The sequence below is a fragment of the Psychrosphaera sp. HA2-10 genome, assembly GCF_055693745.1.
Genome location: NZ_CM146341.1, coordinates 1075126 through 1095536, shown reverse-complemented (window position 1 = coordinate 1095536; position 20411 = coordinate 1075126). Strand labels below are relative to the sequence as shown.

General features: G+C 39.3%; 20 protein-coding genes. 2 read left to right on the top strand and 18 right to left on the bottom strand.

Annotation, left to right across the window (positions count from 1 at the left end; genetic code table 11):
• Positions 1 to 136 precede the first annotated feature (136 nt).
• The gene (locus ACZ1GV_RS05025; protein ID WP_472675515.1) at positions 137 to 1162 is read right to left on the bottom strand and encodes a fatty acid desaturase family protein; all 1026 of its coding nucleotides are present in this window, start codon (positions 1160 to 1162) and stop codon (positions 137 to 139) included.
• Positions 1159 to 2163 (bottom strand): flavin reductase family protein, encoded by a 1005-nt coding sequence (locus ACZ1GV_RS05020; protein ID WP_472675514.1) that lies wholly within the window; start codon positions 2161 to 2163, stop codon positions 1159 to 1161. Before ACZ1GV_RS05020 ends, ACZ1GV_RS05025 begins: the two co-directional genes overlap by 4 nt.
• 178 nt (positions 2164 to 2341) lie before the next feature.
• Here ACZ1GV_RS05020 and fabR point away from each other — a divergent pair, with 178 nt between their 5' ends.
• Positions 2342 to 2953, top strand: a complete 612-nt coding sequence (fabR, locus tag ACZ1GV_RS05015) for an HTH-type transcriptional repressor FabR (protein ID WP_472675513.1) — start codon at positions 2342 to 2344, stop codon at positions 2951 to 2953.
• Between the two features lie 78 nt (positions 2954 to 3031).
• Here fabR and ACZ1GV_RS05010 read toward each other — a convergent pair whose 3' ends face one another.
• The 9 genes from ACZ1GV_RS05010 to ACZ1GV_RS04970 all read right to left on the bottom strand — a co-directional run bounded on the left by ACZ1GV_RS05010 (position 3032) and on the right by ACZ1GV_RS04970 (position 13421).
• On the bottom strand, positions 3032 to 3445 hold the full coding sequence (locus ACZ1GV_RS05010) for a DUF3293 domain-containing protein (RefSeq protein WP_472675512.1): 414 nt from the start codon (positions 3443 to 3445) through the stop codon (positions 3032 to 3034).
• Between the two features lie 195 nt (positions 3446 to 3640).
• A complete protein-coding gene (gene efpL, locus ACZ1GV_RS05005; protein ID WP_472675511.1) occupies positions 3641 to 4207 on the bottom strand; it encodes an elongation factor P-like protein EfpL in 567 nt (188 codons plus the stop codon).
• A 152-nt stretch (positions 4208 to 4359) separates the two neighbouring features.
• The gene (locus tag ACZ1GV_RS05000) at positions 4360 to 5103 is read right to left on the bottom strand and encodes a glutaredoxin domain-containing protein (RefSeq protein ID WP_472675510.1); all 744 of its coding nucleotides are present in this window, start codon (positions 5101 to 5103) and stop codon (positions 4360 to 4362) included.
• On the bottom strand, positions 5096 to 8221 hold the full coding sequence (locus tag ACZ1GV_RS04995) for an efflux RND transporter permease subunit (protein WP_472675509.1): 3126 nt from the start codon (positions 8219 to 8221) through the stop codon (positions 5096 to 5098). The genes ACZ1GV_RS05000 and ACZ1GV_RS04995 overlap by 8 nt, the downstream gene beginning before the upstream one ends.
• Positions 8214 to 9491, bottom strand: a complete 1278-nt coding sequence (locus ACZ1GV_RS04990) for an efflux RND transporter periplasmic adaptor subunit (protein ID WP_472675508.1) — start codon at positions 9489 to 9491, stop codon at positions 8214 to 8216. Before ACZ1GV_RS04990 ends, ACZ1GV_RS04995 begins: the two co-directional genes overlap by 8 nt.
• On the bottom strand, positions 9481 to 10872 hold the full coding sequence (locus tag ACZ1GV_RS04985; RefSeq protein ID WP_472675507.1) for a TolC family protein: 1392 nt from the start codon (positions 10870 to 10872) through the stop codon (positions 9481 to 9483). Before ACZ1GV_RS04985 ends, ACZ1GV_RS04990 begins: the two co-directional genes overlap by 11 nt.
• Before the next feature lie 163 nt (positions 10873 to 11035).
• Positions 11036 to 11446: a hypothetical protein gene (locus ACZ1GV_RS04980; protein ID WP_472675506.1), complete on the bottom strand. Its 411-nt coding sequence runs from the start codon at positions 11444 to 11446 to the stop codon at positions 11036 to 11038.
• A gap of 88 nt (positions 11447 to 11534) precedes the next feature.
• Complete coding sequence (locus ACZ1GV_RS04975; protein WP_472675505.1) at positions 11535 to 12761, bottom strand: aminotransferase class V-fold PLP-dependent enzyme; 1227 nt, start codon at positions 12759 to 12761, stop codon at positions 11535 to 11537.
• A 57-nt stretch (positions 12762 to 12818) separates the two neighbouring features.
• A complete protein-coding gene (locus ACZ1GV_RS04970; RefSeq protein ID WP_472675504.1) occupies positions 12819 to 13421 on the bottom strand; it encodes an FMN-dependent NADH-azoreductase in 603 nt (200 codons plus the stop codon).
• A gap of 125 nt (positions 13422 to 13546) precedes the next feature.
• Here ACZ1GV_RS04970 and ACZ1GV_RS04965 point away from each other — a divergent pair, with 125 nt between their 5' ends.
• Positions 13547 to 14056, top strand: a complete 510-nt coding sequence (locus ACZ1GV_RS04965) for a nuclear transport factor 2 family protein (protein ID WP_472675503.1) — start codon at positions 13547 to 13549, stop codon at positions 14054 to 14056.
• 133 nt (positions 14057 to 14189) lie between these two features.
• On the opposite strand, the gene ACZ1GV_RS04960 is transcribed toward ACZ1GV_RS04965, so the two are convergent.
• From ACZ1GV_RS04960 to ACZ1GV_RS04930, 7 genes are all read right to left on the bottom strand, one after another.
• Positions 14190 to 16040, bottom strand: a complete 1851-nt coding sequence (locus ACZ1GV_RS04960; RefSeq protein ID WP_472675502.1) for a choice-of-anchor I family protein — start codon at positions 16038 to 16040, stop codon at positions 14190 to 14192.
• Between the two features lie 156 nt (positions 16041 to 16196).
• The gene (locus tag ACZ1GV_RS04955; RefSeq protein WP_472675501.1) at positions 16197 to 16853 is read right to left on the bottom strand and encodes a cupin domain-containing protein; all 657 of its coding nucleotides are present in this window, start codon (positions 16851 to 16853) and stop codon (positions 16197 to 16199) included.
• Between the two features lie 52 nt (positions 16854 to 16905).
• Positions 16906 to 17409 carry a hypothetical protein gene (locus tag ACZ1GV_RS04950; protein WP_472675500.1) on the bottom strand — a complete coding sequence of 168 codons (504 nt, stop codon included), beginning with the start codon at positions 17407 to 17409 and terminating at the stop codon, positions 16906 to 16908.
• A 207-nt stretch (positions 17410 to 17616) separates the two neighbouring features.
• Positions 17617 to 17883, bottom strand: a complete 267-nt coding sequence (locus tag ACZ1GV_RS04945) for a CBU_0592 family membrane protein (protein ID WP_472675499.1) — start codon at positions 17881 to 17883, stop codon at positions 17617 to 17619.
• Between the two features lie 192 nt (positions 17884 to 18075).
• Complete coding sequence (locus tag ACZ1GV_RS04940; protein ID WP_472675498.1) at positions 18076 to 19029, bottom strand: GGDEF domain-containing protein; 954 nt, start codon at positions 19027 to 19029, stop codon at positions 18076 to 18078.
• The gene (locus ACZ1GV_RS04935; RefSeq protein ID WP_472675497.1) at positions 19013 to 19549 is read right to left on the bottom strand and encodes a methanogen output domain 1-containing protein; all 537 of its coding nucleotides are present in this window, start codon (positions 19547 to 19549) and stop codon (positions 19013 to 19015) included. Before ACZ1GV_RS04935 ends, ACZ1GV_RS04940 begins: the two co-directional genes overlap by 17 nt.
• Before the next feature lie 164 nt (positions 19550 to 19713).
• A complete protein-coding gene (locus ACZ1GV_RS04930) occupies positions 19714 to 20355 on the bottom strand; it encodes a hypothetical protein (protein ID WP_472675496.1) in 642 nt (213 codons plus the stop codon).
• Between the last annotated feature and the right edge of the window lie 56 nt (positions 20356 to 20411).

The window sequence follows — 20411 nt, the reverse complement described above, 5'->3', positions numbered from 1 at the left end:
TCTTTCGTATATAGCTTAACTATAGGAAAAGAAGGCTAAGTTAGCCATTAAGTGATTTTTAAATCTAAATTAAGATTAAAATTATAGATAAAAAAAGGGCTAACTAATCGTTAACCCTTTATAAACTATCTTAATGTTACGGCAGGCTGTACCTAACAATACGCCCTACAACTTCACCAAATTGTTTAAATATATTACCGTTGTTGTATTGAATGCCATGCTTTTTGCAAACCGCTTGAACTTTTGGAGCAACTTCTGCATACCGATAAGATGGCATCGTTGGAAATAAATGGTGCTCTATTTGGTGACTCAAATTACCACTAAGTATATGGAAAATCTTGCCACCTTTAATGTTTGAAGATCCTAATATTTGACGATAATACCAGTGCCCTTTTGATTCGTTTTTAAGTACTGAGCGATCAAATATGTGGACATCTTTAGTAAAATGACCACAAAAAATAATTAAGTAAGTCCATAAGCTTCGAACCACATTGGCCGTCAAGTTACCCAAAATAACAGGAATAAACATAGGACCAGCAATAATTGGGAAAAAGATATAATCTTTAAATAGCTGACCACCCATTTTACGATAAGCTTGTTCGTCTTCTTTTATAAACTCTTTAAGTGGTACTTTCTTTATAAACAAACGTCCCAGTCTTAAGTTTTGAAGAGCAACCCCCCACTGAAATAATAACGCAAAAATGATCGCATAGATGGGCTGGAACAAATAAGCTGGGTTCCACTTTTGTTCTTTAAATATTCGTAAGATTGAATAGCCAATATCGTGATCCATCCCTTTCACATTCGTATAGGTATGGTGACTATAATTATGTGTTTTGCGCCAGTTGTCTGAAGTACCAGCGATATCCCATTCGTATGTAGAGCCATTAAAACGCTCATCATTCATAAAGTTGTATTGGCCATGAATCACGTTATGGCCTAGTTCCATATTTTCCATTATCTTACTAATGGACAATAAAATGGTTCCTAGTAACCAGCATGGAGGAAACCATGACAACATTAACAATACGCGTCCCGCTGCTCCGCTATAACGGACTACTTTTTCGATACGACGAATATAACGCGCATCTTCAGAGCCGACTTTTGCCATCGCCTCGTCTTTAATTTCATTAATTTCTTTTTCTAATAATTCAAAATTCATAGTTCTAACTCCAAGTCTGTACTTGGGAATGTTGTACATAGCTGAATGGTTTTGTTAACGTCGTTTAATAATGATGCTGCCGACACTCTGCATGTACATTCATGACATATGCCTTGTTTACAACCATGCTTTGCTTTTATTCCGGCGTTTAATAAGCTGTCTAATAAAGACGTCTTATTATCAACAACAATAGTTTTATCCGAGTTAATGAGCTTAACTTGAATATCCGTTTTAATTTCATGCTTGACTGGCGCTGCATTCGTCGACTTAAAGCTTTCAAACGAAAGTGATATGTCAGGCTTAGCCAAAGAAACTTGAGCATTGATGACTTTATTAAAACCTTCTGAGCCACATGAGATCGCTTTTTCCGACCCCTCTAAAAACTCGCCAACATTAGCTGAATCCGACAAAAATGAACGGCCATTTTCAATTACAACTTGCCCATTTTTATAATATTTCGAGGCTTTAATTTCTTTTAACAATGCCGCGGATTGACTGCCATTATTTATTCGCGTGAGGTAAAGCAATTTTGCATCTTTATTGTTTGATGCTTTGAACAACGGCCACATCGCCGTAATACCAATACCACCGGCTATAAAGGTATCAAAGCTTTGTTGATGGTTTTGACCAAACGGCTTAGAAATGTCTAAAACTAATCCTTTTTTAACCGTTTCTTTTATCGACTGACTAACTTGCCCCTGCACTTTTATAAATAATTCAACCAAACCTGCACGATTTGGCAAATTAGCAATAGAGTAACAACGTTCCTCTCCGATGCCGTTTATTTCAAGTTTTAGACGAACGTGCTGACCCGCTACAAAGTCGCCAAATGCCTTACTTGGCTTTAGCACAAGTTTAACCACATCGTTTAATATCGTTTTGCTCACTACTTTAACGGTTGGAGTATGTGTTTGATAATTAATATTTAGTTGCTTAAACCAAAAGTCTAATGCCTGAGGTAAACATATGCTTTCAATCATTTTAGTTACTGTTCTTTTCACAAAATCACGCCTTAAATACACAGTATTTTCTTAACTAGGTGTTCGATTATACAGATTAATATACAAGTGTATACGAATGTGTATATAAATTTGTTCACAATTAGTTTTAAGCCAATACTAGTAACTTGACGGTGAGTATGGAAAAATACCCATATTATCCATTTACGATGTGTAAAATGTGAAAACTGTTGGTCGAAAAGCCTCAATAAATAGTCAAGAAATAATCGCGGCGGCACTCAATCTAGTGGGGCCTCATCGTAGTATTTCCTCTCTTAGTTTACGTGAAGTCACGCGAGAAGCTGGCATTGCGCCAAATAGCTTTTATCGTCACTTCAAGGATGTAGACGAATTAAATATCGCTATCATTGAATTAGCCGGGCAACATCTTCGTGCCATAATTCGAGACGCTAGATCGCTTATAATCAACGAACGTTCTGTGGTTCGTGTGTCTGTAGAATGTTTTTTTAATGAAATGCGCAAGCCTGGTTCTACGTTACCCATTTTATTACGAGAAGGTACTGTTGGGTCTGGTAATTTCCAAGATGCTATTAAAAAGCAGTTAGATTTTTTTGCCCACGAACTACAAACAGATCTAGAACGCGCAAATTCAATAGCCCCTCGTTATAAAACAGAAGAGACCTTGGTGGTCGCCAAAGCTGTAACACAACTGGTGTTTGCTATGGGTGGTAACGCATTAAATGCGCCTGAAAGTGATTTAGATAAAACGGTGGAAGAGACGGTCTTGATGGTTAAGTTTATTTTGAAAGGCGCATCAAGCTATAAAGGTTAGCTATAAAGGTTAGCTATAAAGGTTAGCTAAAGTGGTTAGCTACAGTGGTTAGCTACAAAGGCTAGTTTAAAAGATAGCCTAGGGTTTGGGGTTAGCTTGAATTCGGTTTCGAAACGAGCCCACGGAAACCTCGTCGCCATCCATCAGTACTGGCACTATGTGTAAATCGTCACCGTCAACCCAAAAGATAGCATTTTGATTATACTTTTCTGCTAATCCAATTGCGGCCGCCTTAGATATTTGCACTGCAAAACTAGGCTCTTGGTGACTGGCATCGAGCGAACGCCCATTTACGGGCAAATGAAATACCTGCGACAGATCTTCTTCAAGCGCTTGATTTGCTATTATATTATTACTTTCACTGAAGTTTTTACTTTGTGGGTTGTAGGCTGTAATTATGGCAAAAGGGTTTGGCAACTCACTAAGTGGACTCATCAATTCGAATACAGTTTCGCTGTAAATCTTTATTAATTCAGTAACATTTCTTGTCATTCTTTCTCCAGTATTAGCGCTATAAATTTTATTATTAATACTTATAAACGTAGACCAAAATAGAAGTACTCGAAAGTGTACTAAAACAAATTAACTTTACTGAAACTGATAACGAGTAATAAAAAAGTCGCCCTTTTTATAGAGCGACTGATTAAATTGAATTATTTATTAGAGTCGATTTGGCACTACCGTAAGTTACGCACGACTAACAAACTTAAGCTCTTCGGTGTTGATCTTAATGCGATCACCGGTGGAAATATGCTCTGGCACTTGAATAACTAGACCTGTTGTTAACGTTGCAGGTTTTGTTCTTGCCGTTGCAGAACCACCTTTTAACGCCGGTGCAGTTTCAGTGATCTCTAACTCAACAGTCATTGGCACTTCGACTGTCGCGGCAACATCTGCAATTACAAGTACCATTAACCCTTGTGTTTCCTCATTGATGAACTGCAACTGCTCTTCAATTGTGTCTTTATTTAGGTGATATGGCGTATAGTCTTCATTATCCATAAAGATGTACTCATCGCCATCTGTATAAGAAAACATAACCGCTCGGCGAGAAAAATCTGCTGCGGTAAGCATATCTGAGTCTTTAAACGTTTCGTCAATTTTAGCGCCAGTTACAACATCGTACATGCGCATACGGTATAAACTGCCACCTGCTCGTCCTTGTGGAACTGAACGCTCAATATCTTTAATTAGTACAACACGGCCATTATGTTCAATTGCTGCGTTCTTTTTTACTTCACTTGCCTTAGGCATGCCTTGCTCCTGATAACACTTTATTCTAGTTTTAATGCCGTGGACTTTAACCGTACCGACGGCATTTTGCAAAATTTAAGCGTTCATTTAATTCCAATTGCTGTAATTTAGCTTGATTTATTGTGGTCTCTAGTTTGGTTCTAATGTGGCTATTAAAAAATACCTGATGTCGCCAACATCCATATTCCGGCTAAAAACATAAATACATTTTCAGTTAAGGATACAAAACCAAGCGGTACATTACTGTTCCCGCCCACACACGCACACTTCAACTCTCGTTGGTCTATATAAACCGCCTTTATCACAGATATACCACCAATCAGCCCAATAAAAATTGATACCGGTGCAACATAAAGTGCTGGCAAGCCCGCTAACATAGCGAGGCCTGCGTACGCTTCCAAAAACGGATACAAATAACCGTACCTAAGGTAACGCATTGCTAGTATGTCATAGGTGATAAATGAGTTTGTAAAGCTGTAAAGATCTTGTAGTTTTTGTAGTGCTAATAGCACCATGGCATAAGCTACAAAAGTTAATAACGTTGCCATAGCTAAAACTGGACTACCTGTTAAATGAGTCTGCACTAACGCTAATAATAAAGCGATGGCAAAAATAGTCAGTACAGGTCGGTAAGTTAGCCCCTTAGTTACCGCCGGAGCCATATTAAAATACGAACGTAAATCATCATAACCGCCAATACGTTGGTCATCAATAAAGACTTGTGGTGTTGTTTTTACGTCATATTTATTTTTAAACTCATCGGTTTGCTCACGATTGTTAAGTCTAACATCGGTAACTTCGTAGCCTTTTCTTTCTAATAAATCTTTGGCTCTAAGCCCAAATGGACAAATATGCTTATCTGTCATCATTCGATATAAAGTTGCATGTTTACTCATTAGCTTCCCTCTTTAGTTGAAATTTAATATTCAACAAATAAATGATTGGCAACACCAATAACGTCAAGACTACGGCAGATATCATGCCTCCAACCATAGGTGCTGCAATTCGACTCATTACCTCCGAACCTGTGCCTTGACCAAAAAATATAGGTAATAAGCCTAAGATAATTGCCGTGGCCGTCATAAATACAGGCCTTACTCGAGCTGATGCACCTGCTAATATGGCAGCGACAGCGTCTGTTTCATTTGTTATAGGATAAGTTTTTACTGCTTGTTTTAAATACATAAGCATGATGACACCAATTTCAACAGCAACACCGGCCAGGGCGATAAATCCCACACCGGTTGCCACCGAGAAATCAAAGCCTTGTGAATACATAAACCAAACCCCACCAATCAATGAAAATGGTATGGTTAACAAAATGACCGACACTTCAAACCAAGACTTAAAGTTTAAGTACAATAACAACACGATAATTGCCAATGTCATAGGCGCAACCAAACTCAGTTTTTGCTGAGCACGAAGCATATATTCATATTGCCCAGACCAATTTATTGAGTATCCCGCAGGCAACACCAGCTGCTCCTGCACAATGCGCTGCGCATCTTGTACGTATTGACCTAAGTCTACGTCATCAATATCAACAAATACCCAACCATTGATTCGAGCATTTTCACTTTTTATTCCAGCAGGCCCTTCTTTTATCGCAATTGATGCTACATCTCCTAACATAACTTTTTGTGCCATTTGAAACGACGAGCTTGCGCTTAGAATCGGTAAGCGAGCTAAGGACTCAGGCGAGTCGCGATAGTCTTGGGGCAGTCGGATATTAATGGGATACCGAGCCTGCCCTTCCACGGTTTGTGTCACTAACTTACCACCAACCGCATAAGCTAATGTCTCTTGGATCTGCGCGATACTAAGTCCATGCCTTGCAGCCATAGATCTATCGATATCAATAGCGATATATCGCCCTCCCGATACGCGCTCCGCATAAACAGAGGCTGTGCCAGGCAGATCACTAAGAATTGTTTCTAATTGCTTTCCAATCGTTTCTATTTGGGCAAAATCATTCCCGGCTATTTTAATTCCTACCGGCGTTTTTATTCCGGTAGCAAGCATATCGATCCTTGTTTTTATGGGCATGACCCAGGCATTGCTAATGCCTGGTAAAGCTAACTTTTGATTTAGTTCTGCTTTTATATCAGCCAAACTAATACCAGCACGCCATTCACTTTTGGGTTTAAATTGGATAATAGTTTCAATCATTGTTAGGGGCGCAGGGTCGGTCGCCGAGTCAGCTCTTCCAATTTTACCAAACACCGTTTTTACCTCAGGCACCGTTTTTATTAACTTGTCGGTTTGTTGCAAGATCTCTCGGGCTTTTCCTATTGATAAGCCGGCATAGGTGGTTGGCATATACATAAGATCGCCTTCGTCTAACGTTGGCATAAATTCACTACCTATTTTATTAACCGGCCAAAAGCCAATAACCATTATTATGGCAGCGATGGTTAATGTTAATTTAGGTAAACGCAATAATGTCTTTAAAACCGGACGGTAGGCTCGTAGTAATAAATTATTGATAGGGTTTTCTTTCTCTGACTTTATTTTTCCTCGAACAAAATACCCCATCAATACAGGAACAAGCGTAATTGCCAAGGCAGCAGATGCAGCCATTGCGTAGGTTTTGGTAAACGCTAGTGGAGAAAACAACTTCCCTTCTTGTGCCTCTAAAGTAAACACCGGAATGAAGGAAACGGTAATAATGAGCAAACTAAAAAATAGTGAAGGCCCAACTTCAGCGGCCGCTTGCCCTACCACTTGCCAGCGATTCGTTTTTGTAAGTGGCGTTTGCTCTATGTGTTTATGTAGGTTTTCTACCATAACTATTGCGCCATCTATCATTGCTCCTATGGCAATAGCTATACCACCTAAAGACATAATATTAGCGTTGATGCCTTGCCAATACATCACGGTAAACGCAACTAAGATACCAACTGGCAAGCTTATAATTGCCACAAGTGAAGATCGAACATGAAACAAAAACACGATACAAACGAGCGCAACAATCGCAAACTCTTCTAACAGTTTAATCGTTAAATTTTCTACCGCTGAGTCGATCAAATTTGAACGATCATAAACCGTCACTACCTCTACGCCATCGGGCAAGCTTTTTGTAAGTTGTCCTAATTTTGCTTTGACTGCGTTGATAGTTTGCTGTGCGTTTTCACCCGATCGCATAACAACAATCCCGCCAACTACCTCACCTTCGCCATTTAACTCAGCAACACCTCGTCTCATTTGTGGGGTTTCAATAACATTTGCAATGTCAGAAATAGTAACCGGCACGCCCTGTACGTTCGTACCGAGTGGAATAGCATTAATATCTTCAATATTTTTAATATAGCCAGATATCGTAACCATATATTCAGCTTCGGCCATTTCTATGACTGACGCACCAGTCTCTTGATTTCCTTGCTGTATTGCTTTTACCACATGACCTATCGGTATTTGATATGCTTGTAATTTTAATGGCGAGACTTGAATTTGATATTGTTTGACCATGCCGCCCACTGTCGCCACTTCAGATACGCCGGCGACGCTTTGCAACTCAAACTTTAAAAACCAGTTTTGTATGCTCGTTAACTGAGATAAGTCTTGTTGCCCCGTTTTATCTACTAAGGCGTATTGATATATCCAACCCACTCCGGTTGCATCAGGCCCTAACTCAGCCTTGGCCGAGCTTGGTAAAGACTCTGAAACTTGCGCAAGGTACTCTAGCACTCGAGATCGGGCCCAATATAAGTCGGTTTTTTCGTCAAAAATAATATAAACAAAAGAGTCACCAAAAAACGAAAACCCGCGTACGGTTTTTGCGCCAGGAACCGACAGCATTGCGGTAGTAATTGGGTAAGTAACCTGATCTTGCACTACTTGTGGTGATTGCCCCGGATAACTTGTCTTAACAATTACCTGAACATCAGACAAATCAGGAATCGCATCAACTGCGGTATTTTTTACGGAATAAATACCAGCAACAACGAGTGCTACTGTCATTAATAATACTAATATTCGGTTTTTTATGGACCAATAAATGATCTGCTTAATCATGGGACATCTCCATGTCCGGCATTGCGGTCTTGCTCTCTATGCTTTGCATCCTCATAAAGTCAGAGGTTTTACTCGACTCAGAGTCGATCAAAAACTGTGCTGATACTACAACCATGTCACTAGGCTCAATTCCATTTAGAATTTCATAAACATTTGCCCCTTCTTGACCTAACACTACCGCTACCGACTTAAATTCACCTTCACCAAGTACAACTACAACCCGATCTTGCGTTCCTGTTCGGATAACTGCTGACTTTGGTACCAGCATAGAAAGCTGTTCAGCCTCAATCTCTAACTCAACTTTCGTGAACATATTCGGCTTTAATAAACGTTTTTTATTGGCAAAATTAAACCGGGCTTTTAGCGTTCTTGTTGTCGCATCTAAACTAGGATATATGAAATCAACCATGCCATACCAAACCCTTCCTGGTTCATAATCCAAGGTCATTCTTGCAAACTGGCCAAGCTTTACTCGTTCACTATCACGCTCATAAATGTCCGCTTCAACCCACACCTCATCTAATTGCGCGATGCTCATCATAGTCGTACCTGGTTTTACATAAAAACCGTCTCGGACTTGCAAACCTACTACTACGCCATCCATTGGTGCATAAAAGGTTACAAATTGCTGTACTTGTCCAGTTCGCTTAAGGTTTTGTATGGTTTTATCACTGATATTTAGCGCCAGTAAGCGCTGTTGAGTCGCCTGAATTAATTTTTTGCTTTGCTGCTGCAATGCCAATACAAACTCTTGTTGTGCATTTACGAGTTGTGGTGAATAGAGTTGGTAAATTGGATCACCTTTTGTCACTTGTTGTCCTTCCGTATTGACATACAAGGTCTCTATCCAACCGTCAACTCTAGGGTGTATATGCACTAAGTTGTCTTCGTTATATTTTACAATTCCTAACGCTTCTATGGTTTTGACAAGTTTTGCCATAGACACCGCTTCGGTTCGTACCCCTAAATTATTAACAACACTTGGCGATATTTTTATTACGCCTTTGTCGCTGCTTGATTGCGCATATACAGGCACTAAATCCATGCCCATTGGTGACTTACCTGGTTTATCACGGCGATAATTATCATCCATCGGTGCAACCCAATAGAGAGGTTCCTTATTGGTTGCTGTTTCAATATTGTTAGAAGTAGTTACTTGCGTGTGTGGTTCGCCGTTAATCAACGAATGGTATAGCCCAGCGCCAAAACCTGCGCTCACTAGGATCAATAGCGCAACTTTCCAGCTACCACTTAACTTATTAATTGCCATTATTAGCCCCTACAAGAAAATAATTAATCTCTGCGATTGTTTTTAATCGCGAAATATCAATAGATAAAGCCGCGAGTTGAGTATTGTTTTCAGTCATACGTGAACGCAATACATCTAAAATATTGCCATTGTCATTACTGTAATCTGCTAGTGACGCTTCACTTTGTTGGCTTGTTAAGTTAAGCCAACGCGTTTCATAAATACTTTTCCTCTGTTCAAGCATTTTTAACGTTTGCCATGACTGAGTGAGTTGACTCATTAGGTTTTGTACCAACAATAATTTCTGTGTTTTTATACGATTTTTTTCTGAACGTTCGGAAGCAACATAGTTGTCTTGTTTAGAATCAGTAAATAACGGCAAATCAAAAGTTACACCTATTGAAAAGAAGTCAGGTCGCTCAACGCCGCTAGGACTATTTTCTCGAAAACCATAGCTTGCGTTCATTTGCCACTGGGGTTTATAAGCTTGTTTAGCCAACTCAACTTTGCTTTGAGCAACCATTACTTGCTGAGTGGATGATAAAACTAACGGATGGTTTTCAAGTAAACTTGCAAGATATACCTCTTTGTTTGCGTATACTTGTCTCTGGCTGTCGCCTATGTGGCCACTATCTCCAAAAACATCATTTTTCAGCGCTTGGTTCAAAACTAAGTTTGGAAGTTCATCAGTTATAACCAAACTTGACTCGCTTGGTCGTCCAATAAATCGATTGAGCTGGGCGCCAATTCGCTTAAGTTCTGTTTGCGCATTGAGTTTTTCATCATCGAGTTCCAGCAACTTTATCTGCATACTGAGCAAATCTTGCTGTCGCGCGCCGCCGATTGCACTTCGATATGCATCCTCCACTACACTTGACAGTTGTTGAGCGATCGCTTTGTTTTGTTCTATTATCGATATCTTTTGAGTTACAAAATAATAATCAAGCCAGCTTTTACTTACCAACATAGCTAATTCCGCTTTACGGGCTTGCCTAATAGTACTTTGGCGATTTGCTTCAAGGCTTAAGCCCTGCTTTTTTAATGTCGCACTATCACCTCGTGGAATTGTTTGAACTATGCCGACTTTAAATTGACTCATCGCTTCTTGATCCAGCGTCCAAGAGTCGGTTGGCATATTGATTAGGCTTATAGAAACCTTAGGATCATCGTAACTGTCAGCGGCCTCAGCTTGGTTTTGCAAAGACAATTGTTTATGACGATTAGACATCAACCAAACATCCTCTGATACGGCTAATGCAATCGAGTTATTTAATGTTAATGGCTGTTGAGTTGAGAGTTCGTTAGCAAATACGCTACTGCCACTAAAAAGCACTAACGGTGCAACAATGAAGGCTGTAAAACATTTACGTTTTAAACCACTTATACCTGAATACCTGTACACAGGATTCTCCAATAAAATATTGTGTTTTTGCCAAAACGGCAGATCTAGATAGAGGTAGAACTTGATCTATCAATAAATTGAATGTGCAATCCCAAACGTTAATCTTAAACAATGATGTTTATGACTAAGAAATTTGGTGAATTTTAGACACAATTATCCTAGGTTAAGATAAGTTCGGTGGGCGATAGAGCCCTAATTGGTGGGCTAGAGTAGTCATTGATTTCACTTTGCCATAACGACTAGGTGGAAATGCTTGGTTGGGGAAATACGCCACTGATGATAAATACGTGGCATTGTGGCAGCTATTATGAGGACAGCTGCATTCGTTATCTGTATCGCAACAGTCCATATTGGCATGGTCAGCATTGTTGCTATCATTATTTGCCATACTTTGAGTCGAATGTGACATACCTTGCATCACATGGCCTACATCTACAGACTCGTGGTTAACATGAGCTTCATTTGCGGTTTGGTGGTCACAATTTGTCATTACAATCGCGCTAGCAGATACCGATTGTCCAATAAGGACAAGCAGTAACGTAATTGCTATTACTATGTTTTGTTTTAATGACATTATGTGCTTTATTCGCTCTAATTAATTCGTTTACTCATCAGCTGTAACTGATACGCTAATGCTCTAAGAACCATATTACTTGCGCTTCTTACTCTAGGCAAGAGAGATCATAGTTCAATGGGTTATGATAAATTGCAAAACCAAATCTTAATCTATCACCACGATAATCTGTTTTGATACCCTGGTTCGATAAAAACTCAGCTAATAACTGAACATCTTTTGGCTCCAGCTTGAAGGTCAAAAAATGGCCGTGTAAACCTAACTCGTTAACTTCGATTTTATTTAAGTCTAGTTCACTCTCAGCGTCGTCGTATTGCTCAAATGGTCTTTTATCAGGCAAAAACTGATGTTGCATCAAATTATCAAGGTTTAATAGTGGATGATTTAATGCTTGTAGTTTTTTTAAAAAAGACAGCTGACACTGTTTTACATACTCATGAATCTGGTCAACTGACAGCCCTTCATCTTCAAACAGCTGCAAACTGGCATTGAGACGATACATCGGCGACATATCCATGGTTGCCCCAGCAAACTGCTGACCATTTTGTGCATACCCCACATAACCCTCTTTACGTTGGTGTAAATCACCAAACTCGGCAAACCATCCTGTATAAATCGGCTCAAAGTTACCGTCTGGTACAACGGCAAAACAAGCACCTTCGCCACCTTGTGCGTATTTATAACTGCCGGACAAATAAAACACCTGGTGTTCAAGTTCGCTCAAGTCTGTTGGTATGGCAAAAAAACCATGATAACCATCAATCGTTATAAGAGGCTGTGTTGGCAAGGTATCAACAAAAGTTTTTAAATTTTTAATTGCAAAACCGGAATTAAAAAATACCTGACTCACAAATATCCAATCAAACGACTGTTCGTGGGCTGCTTTAGCAAATCGTTGTTCAAAAGTGTCAAAAGGCACAGTTGAAACGCGCACTATCTCAACTAAATCGCTTTGTAACCAGCGCTGAGATTGACGCTCAAAAGAGTAAAACTCACTATCTGTCGTTAAGATTTTAACTTTTTTGTCAGCGTCAAACGACGAATGGATACGCACTAGAAGTTCATGCGTATTGGGCGCAAATACGACTCGCTCTGGATTTTTAATATTTAAGGCATTAGCAACTAATGCCTGAGTTTGTGGCATCTTTTGGGAAAAAATATAGTTCCATTTGTCATCGGCCATTTGTGCAGTATCGTCCCAGTACTCTAACATTGCCTCGCGAGTTACGTCTGGCCAGTAATGATGGCTATGACAGGCAAAGTGCTGAATATCAGGTCTGGCACTCAAAAATCGTTTATACAAATGTTGGTACATAATTTACTTCCATAAAAAGAACGATGCCACCTTATTGAAAGCTAAGCTAAATTGCAATTATAAGCGCGATATAATGCTATCCATTGCACTCCGTGCAGTCGCCAAACCTTCCTCTTTATTTGGCATGTTTAACCCTTCTGCGTATACGAACTCTACGTTTGTTAAACCAATAAACGCAAATACATCTTTTAAGTATTGGCTTTGTGTGTCAGCCGGAGTGCCCTGATAAATACCACCTCGAGCAGCAATAACAAAAACCTTTTTGTCTGTCAGTAAGCCTTGTGGGCCTTGCTCTGTGTATTTGAACGTAATACCAGCGCGAGCCACTCTATCTATCCAGGCTTTGAAAGCTGAAGGAATACCAAAGTTATACATAGGCATGCCAATAACTAAGGTGTCATGTGACTTTAGTTCATTGATCAACTCATCGGATAAAGAGGCTAACTCAAGTTGCTCCTTGGTTCTGCTTTGAGGCTCAACCATCCAGGCGCCTAACTCATCGGCCGATAGATGTGGCAGTATTGGATTAACCAAATCCCTTGTTGCAAACGTAAGCTTGCTGTTCGACTTCTTAAGTTTTTCTACAAACTCATTAGTAAGCATAGTAGAGTTACCAGCATCGCCGCTAATTGAAGATTTAATTACTAGTACGTTATTCATTTAAATGCTCCTTGTATTAAGTATCGACAATTTAGCTTCTATTTTTAAAAATGAATATTGCGAAAAATCGCCACTATCTTTCGATTTTTTTGAACTAATCTAAAAAGTGTCTTTGAGGAATTGTCATGTCTGCGTTACTAGCTTTGAGTCTTTTTGCCTTGTCTGAATCCAATCTGGCTGACGGAGCAATAAAAACGAATGTCACTGATAATATTGAGTTAAGGCTGAAAAAGTCCGCACATCAGGCCCAATATCAGCCAGTTCAACAGTTATTTGATGGCATGCGTGAACACAATGCAGAAAAGATAGCGAACGCCTTTGCTAAAGACGCAACATTGGTTAGAGCGAGACAGAACGGACTGTTAAAAATGACCGATATCCCCCAGTTTGCAAGCAGTATAGCGAAACGTAAAAAAGACTACATGGATGAACAAATCATTAACTATCGCATTGAATCATTTGGTAATTTAGCCAACATTTGGACATATTTTGTTTTTTACTTTAACGGGAAAATAAGTCACTGTGGCGTTAATTCAATTCACGTTATTCAACAAAACAGTGACTGGAAAATAGCCCACCTTATGGATACGGCACACCAAGGCAGTTGTGAAGAGTTTATAGCGCAAAATCAGTAGTATTAGCAAAAGAATTGGTGGTAGTTAAAGCAGAATTTAAAAAATATTAAAGCTAACAATAGGCGTAACGAAGGGTCTTCGAAGATAATAGGATAAACGCAACGTCTTTGCCGCGCTCATCCTATTTGAAAATCTACTTTTGCTCTATTTGCCACACGGCCACTGAGCCAGATATTTCATTGCCAATAATTAGCAAGGCTTCACCTGTTGGACTGTCTTCAGCTGCAACAAACTTCATGCCTTCAGGCGCTAAATCACCGGTAATATCAGCACCTTCCGTCAGACCTCTGTTATAAAAGTAATCAACAAACTTAACGTTATATGGATTGCTAATATCGTACGCTAATATGCCACCCATTCTTTCTAAACCAACAAACGCATAAGTTTGCTCACCAATTTTACCTAAGGTTAACGCTTCTGGTTCAGCGCCTTTAGCATCTGAGCGCGTATCTCCGGTATTCTCATCTTCATCATTATTAAATGACGCTCCGTGAATAGAGGCGGTAATTCGAGCAATGTCGTCACCTGAATCAAATACTACCAAACCATTTTGGTCCCAAATAGTAAATGACCGAGCGCCATAGGCGTATAGCTTTTCATATTCTCCGTCAGCGTTTTTACCTAAAGCGTTGGTAACAAGCAGTCGCCCTAAACCATCTTTTCCGCCCTGCTCCGAAACATAAGCATCTAATTCTGCAGTAACAGGCGCAAAGTCCTCTAAGTCTTTAACACGTGACTCGTCGGTATAAGCAATACATACTTCCTCACCATCATCCCATTCGTAAATGCCATCAGGAAAGTCCGTTTCACACTCATTTTTACCTTCATCTTCAGCAGCGTCACGCTCAAATGCAATATACTCTCTACCATCGCCTTCATTGGCAGATACGATAAAGTTCGCACCTTGCCAATTAAATGAAGCAATGGTGTCAGGTTGATACATGCCGTATAAATTGTCATAAGACTTTAAGTTAATTCCATCGTCCTTATCAGACACATCCAGTTTATATTGGCTCCAGTCTTTAAACCCTAAGCCAATAACTTGAACGCTATTATCTGATAAATCTACGATGGCTAAGGCGTTGTTCTCTTGCAACGAAACAAAGGCCACAGAGTTATCTTCTGAAACCACTACGTATTCAGGCTCTAAATCTTGTGCCACTGTGTAGCTTCTCACTTCACCTTTTATGGTCTGACCCGTTGGATTTGAGAACTTAGCACCTTGTGCTTCTAATGCTTCTTGTTGATCATTAAAGCCAGTAAGTGAAATCATTGTAGCAACGTCTGCTGGGGCGCCATCAAGGATATTTATGATCGAAATAGAGCCTTCTGGGTCAATGGTATAGTCACTAGACGGTTCACCTTCATTGGCAACAATAACTTTTGCGCCATCGTGCGTGAAGGCAACGTTATCTGGCAGGTCACCAACTTCTACGTTTTTAATAAACGCGGGCGCTGCGCCAGAAATATCAAAAAACGCGATATGGCCATTAACACCAGGCGTACCTGAAGCTACGGCAACGGCTAACAATTCATTTACGTCATCTACAGCAATGCTATTTGCATCGCCATTTAGATTTGCTGTGTCGCTCAGATTAATTGTAATTGCTGACGTAAGGTTGGTATTTGTGACCACACCTTCGGCGTCTTTAGAAAGTGCGTTTGGATCGAGGTCATTAGTATCTAAAATTTCAACAACGGCTGGTGATACCGAGCTGTTAATGGCGTAAATCCATTTAGTAGACTTTTGAAAGGCAACAATTTCTGCCGCGCCCTCAGGCGAACTTGCATTTAAAACACTTCTTGCCACTAAAGTTGAAACCAACGATGTTGGAGCGTCTTTTCCCGCTTCTCCATTCACGCCATCAATGCCGTTAGTGCCGTTTGCACCGCTTACGCCATTTTCACCATCGTTGCCATCAAGATCACAACCTGCAAGAGCTGCGATCAACGCTACCATAATTAAAGATTTTGCCTGTTTCATTTTATTATTTCCTTTCAAGTGAATGTTAGATTTGTGTCTAACTTGAAAGAAAACTGTTACCGCTATATGACCGCACTATTAAAAAATGATGACCTGACAACCAGCCCTGCTTAAATCCTTTTTTGGTCTGGGCTTTGTGCTGCGTTAAGCGTCGGCTTAAATTGCCAGCGGCAAGTGCCCCGTTTTTACTAGTATGACGGTTTCTTTACGAACAAATGGAGTGTGTTGACTCATATGAGGGTTTCTGATCCACGTGCCTTTTGGGTACTCGCCGTTTTCGTCGCAAAAACAACCAGATAGAACTAAAATTTCTTCACCTCCAAAATGGCGATGTGGATTAAAGACTTCATTGGCTGGCCATTTTACTAAAGCAACGTGTTCATGTTCAAAGTCATGCAGAGGCATAACCTGCAATCCTCCGTGGCCTTGCAACCAAGGTGTTACATTGGTATCGAGTTTAACGTCGGTTAAATCACGCTGATCAAATTGATTAAGCTTTACCAGAATAACACAACCTTCTTTGCTAAATGGCGCGTGGTGACTATTAGGTGGGTTTCGAATATAAGTGCCCGCAGGGTAATCGCCGTTTTCATCTGAGAAAACGCCTTCTAGCACAAATATCTCTTCGCCAAATGGATGAGTGTGTGTTGAAAAAGAGGCACCTGCATCATACTTCACAATGCTTGTGGTATGCCCAGACTCTTTGGCCTCTCGTTCTAGTGGCTTTCGCCAAACGCCAGGCGCGGGGCTTTTTATCCAATCTACTTTTTCAGTTTCAATAACAAGTCGTTCTGAAAAATCCATATTAAGCATAATAGAACCTCAAAAATTAATGATGTTGATACTGACCGTTAGACTGATTTGATCACTTAAAGTCTGCTGTTTCTAAATAAACTGGCGTATTACCTAAACAAGCAACAATTTCATTTAATATTACTGTAGCTTCTAGTGCAGGCTCTGTTTCAACCGAAGGACACGTTATCGATTTTGCTTTTTCCGCTCGACTTTTAGCTACCCAAGTCAGTGCATCAAAAGACGGCTTTTCACTTATTTTTTTAATCGCTAAAAGATTTTGGTTATTTTCTATCGATACTAAATCAAAAGTCATAATTGAATTTGTTAGCTGGCCTTTGGTAACAATTGGCTCAACGTATAAGGCTTTTTCAAACAAAACGTTAGTATCAAACAACGGCTTTCCACCTCGTTCAAAATGACCATCATACACTTTGGCCTTTACTGAAAAGCGGGTTTTATTAATGAGTTTTAACAAATCAAAATTATCTGGAAGAATAGTAACAAGCGGTTTTGTACTTAAAGCAAGTAGCTTTTCAAAGTCCGAATTCGAGTTAACTTTTATTTTATAAACCACCTGATAATCGTGCGGAAAATAAAATAGCGGCAAAGGATACTAAAGTTATTAGCGCTATAAACAATGTTTTCAATTTTGTTTTCCTACTTGTACAAAAAAGGTGAGCCAAATACTCACCTTCATTTCAACCCATGTAATAACGGGTCAATTATACAACACGCATCTCGATATAGTTATTGCGTTCGTATAGTTATTGCGTTCGTATAGTTATTGCGCTTGTGCTGAGTCAGCCTTATTTTTATAGTATTTAAACAAACCGATTAGCGATGCTGCTATCCAGAATATTTCAATGACAAAACTCGCTAAGTTAAAGTTGTAACACAAACTAATTAGCAACAAGATCGCCCCCGATAAGTTCATCATGTTGTAAACTAAACCAGTAGGTGCAACTTTATTTAACTGTAATAAAAAGAACGCGCCCACTACTAAAAAAGTACCAGACATGCCGATAACGTCAAAAATGACATCTATCATGTAAAACTCCGAGATATATAATGATCCAAAAGACTGGCCCTATCCATGGGAAGGATCATTCTCGCTCCTTGAAACAGCACATTTAATTTTACAATGCACATTCAAGAAATATAGGCATTGTTATCAAATAACGAGTCGGGCGACCCGCTGTTCAGGCGGATTATAGCAACCTATATATTGCAATGGAAAGACTTAAAATGCTTCTAATTTTAATACAACTCTATTCCGTCCACCATTCTTTGCTTTGTACAAAGCATGATCCGCACGTTCAAACAATTCTGTCATGGTAATAGGCTTATTTTCATTGCCTTGTAACTCTGAAGCACCAATACTGACCGTTATGTGAAAGCTACATTCATTCGTTTCTATGGTTAAACGCTCAATATTTTTTCGTATTTCATTTAGAACCTGTTGAGCTGGTTCGCCGCTTACATGATTTAAAAAGATGCAAAACTCCTCTCCGCCCCATCTACATACCACATCTGAGTCCCTTGCTCTTCGCTCAAGCTGTTCTGCAACAGCGCATATAGCTGTATCACCAGCACTGTGACCGTATGTGTCATTTACTTTTTTAAAGTGGTCAATATCTAATACGGCTAATGTCGCTGGGACTTTATGACGAACATTCAATTCGATTTGACTATGTAAATACTCATCCATGTAGCGTCGGTTTTTTAAACCGGTTAGCGGGTCGTGTATGCCATCTGATTGAAATTTTCGAATGAGCTTTGCATGCTCGCCCAATTCGCTTGTATGGTGTGTTTGCATTTGGTTAAATTTAGATACTTTGTCATCAAACTGAAATAGTATCGCTACAACTTGATGATCAAGTCTAGACCTTAACGATGAAAAGAATGTCAGGCATTCCTCTCCATTACTTATTTTTTTTAGTCTGCACACCTGCAAACCGGTGATCTCTTTTGCTTTAGACCTAATGGCATCAAAGGTTTTGAATGAAGAAACCTCTTCGACTAAGTCGTTAAATGTCTGACTTTTAGTATATCGTTCAAGCAACTTTTTGGCACTGGCATTACAACGCTCTATTTTACCCGACAAGGTAACGATGACTGCAGAGTCTGTTATATTGGTAATAATACTTTCTGTGTCCAAATGCTGTTCTAAATCTATATCACTGTTGAACATCATGAAAATACTCTCTTAACACTTCCGTATCGTTATAGTCCGGTTCAAGCAATATTTTTACATGACAATGGCCGTCACCATTTGCGATGGATTTATCAATTTTGATACCTGCATAGCCGTTACTATCCGCAACTATTTTGCCAAACACCGTTGCTGTCATTTGGCACATAGAGGGACGGCCAAGTACAGCATTACCAAAGGGACACATAGTATTACCTAACACAATGTGTTTATTTGTCACTCCAATGATTGAAAAGCTACCACCAATTCGACGTTTTAAATCAACTAATATTTCCGCAAGTTGGTGTGGCGTAAATTGAGTTTTTTCAGTCCCTGTTTGATACATGTTTAAAAACAAATCGGAAAGATGTTGTGCGACATGATTCATAAAAGCCGTACTTTCAGACTCACCTACAAAGTTTTCTAAAACACTATTTAACTCAATAAGTGTTTTTAAATAAAAGTCGCTTTGGTTTATAGAAATAGGAATCTGATGTAGATGTAATTTTTGGCCAGAGTCCATCAGTTAAATCCTTATATTTTATAAAAACACAATTAATTTTAGCTAGGTTAAACTCAATCTAATCGAGTTAGATTAAACAAATTTACTTGTAGTTATTAACGATTAGAAGACTAATTAGTTAATGTCAAAATATTTGTTTCAATATGGGGAAAAACCTTAGAGGGTCATTGATTAACTTTATACATCTTGATTAGTAAAACACCTCGAGAGATGATACTCATGCCATTTAAAATCAGTAGTGGCCAGGCACTGCTAAAAGGCATTGTTAAGGCAAATGCTAACGTACTAACATCCTTAATTAGGATACTTTTTATTAATGGGAACGACAGACTCCCTAGTGAATTTGATTTGTGCAGAAGCCAATATTGATGAATTGTACCTTGGACGAGAACTAGGGTAACAACTAGCATCAACATATCAGTTGCTACTTTTGCGAAAATAGGAAAAGGTCGATAACCTATTGAAAGTAAGCCCATCAAAAACGCCAATACAGCACCATAATAAACCACAGAATTAACGCGCCCTTTACGTTCTTGATAAATACGAAACAATATTGCAATGAGCAGCACTAATGCTCCAAAGCGAGTCCAGACCAAATAATGATTAAATGGTTCTATTGCGATACCAAACATAAAATTAGCGTAAAACGCAAAAAAACTAGAGCCAAATTGGTTAATCGATAAGTTTTCTGTGGCTAACAGTTTTTTAGATTTTCGATGGTTTATTAAGTTGAGTTGCTTTGACAAGCCATACCAGGTTAACAAAAACAGGATAGAGCTAACTGCACCTAAAATATGGTAAAGCATTGGGTTATGGTGACCTTACTGGTATTACAAGAATATAATATAAAAAAAGCAAAATA

Coding starts and splice junctions, on each gene's coding strand:
- ACZ1GV_RS05025 (WP_472675515.1), bottom strand. CDS start 1,162: ATGAATTTTGAATTATTAGAAAAAGAAATTAATGAAATTAAAGACGAG.
- ACZ1GV_RS05010 (WP_472675512.1), bottom strand. CDS start 3,445: ATGACAAGAAATGTTACTGAATTAATAAAGATTTACAGCGAAACTGTA.
- efpL (WP_472675511.1), bottom strand. CDS start 4,207: ATGCCTAAGGCAAGTGAAGTAAAAAAGAACGCAGCAATTGAACATAAT.
- ACZ1GV_RS05000 (WP_472675510.1), bottom strand. CDS start 5,103: ATGAGTAAACATGCAACTTTATATCGAATGATGACAGATAAGCATATT.
- ACZ1GV_RS04995 (WP_472675509.1), bottom strand. CDS start 8,221: ATGATTAAGCAGATCATTTATTGGTCCATAAAAAACCGAATATTAGTA.
- ACZ1GV_RS04990 (WP_472675508.1), bottom strand. CDS start 9,491: ATGGCAATTAATAAGTTAAGTGGTAGCTGGAAAGTTGCGCTATTGATC.
- ACZ1GV_RS04980 (WP_472675506.1), bottom strand. CDS start 11,446: ATGTCATTAAAACAAAACATAGTAATAGCAATTACGTTACTGCTTGTC.
- ACZ1GV_RS04975 (WP_472675505.1), bottom strand. CDS start 12,761: ATGTACCAACATTTGTATAAACGATTTTTGAGTGCCAGACCTGATATT.
- ACZ1GV_RS04970 (WP_472675504.1), bottom strand. CDS start 13,421: ATGAATAACGTACTAGTAATTAAATCTTCAATTAGCGGCGATGCTGGT.
- ACZ1GV_RS04965 (WP_472675503.1), top strand. CDS start 13,547: ATGTCTGCGTTACTAGCTTTGAGTCTTTTTGCCTTGTCTGAATCCAAT.
- ACZ1GV_RS04960 (WP_472675502.1), bottom strand. CDS start 16,040: ATGAAACAGGCAAAATCTTTAATTATGGTAGCGTTGATCGCAGCTCTT.
- ACZ1GV_RS04955 (WP_472675501.1), bottom strand. CDS start 16,853: ATGCTTAATATGGATTTTTCAGAACGACTTGTTATTGAAACTGAAAAA.
- ACZ1GV_RS04945 (WP_472675499.1), bottom strand. CDS start 17,883: ATGATAGATGTCATTTTTGACGTTATCGGCATGTCTGGTACTTTTTTA.
- ACZ1GV_RS04940 (WP_472675498.1), bottom strand. CDS start 19,029: ATGATGTTCAACAGTGATATAGATTTAGAACAGCATTTGGACACAGAA.
- ACZ1GV_RS04935 (WP_472675497.1), bottom strand. CDS start 19,549: ATGGACTCTGGCCAAAAATTACATCTACATCAGATTCCTATTTCTATA.
- ACZ1GV_RS04930 (WP_472675496.1), bottom strand. CDS start 20,355: ATGCTTTACCATATTTTAGGTGCAGTTAGCTCTATCCTGTTTTTGTTA.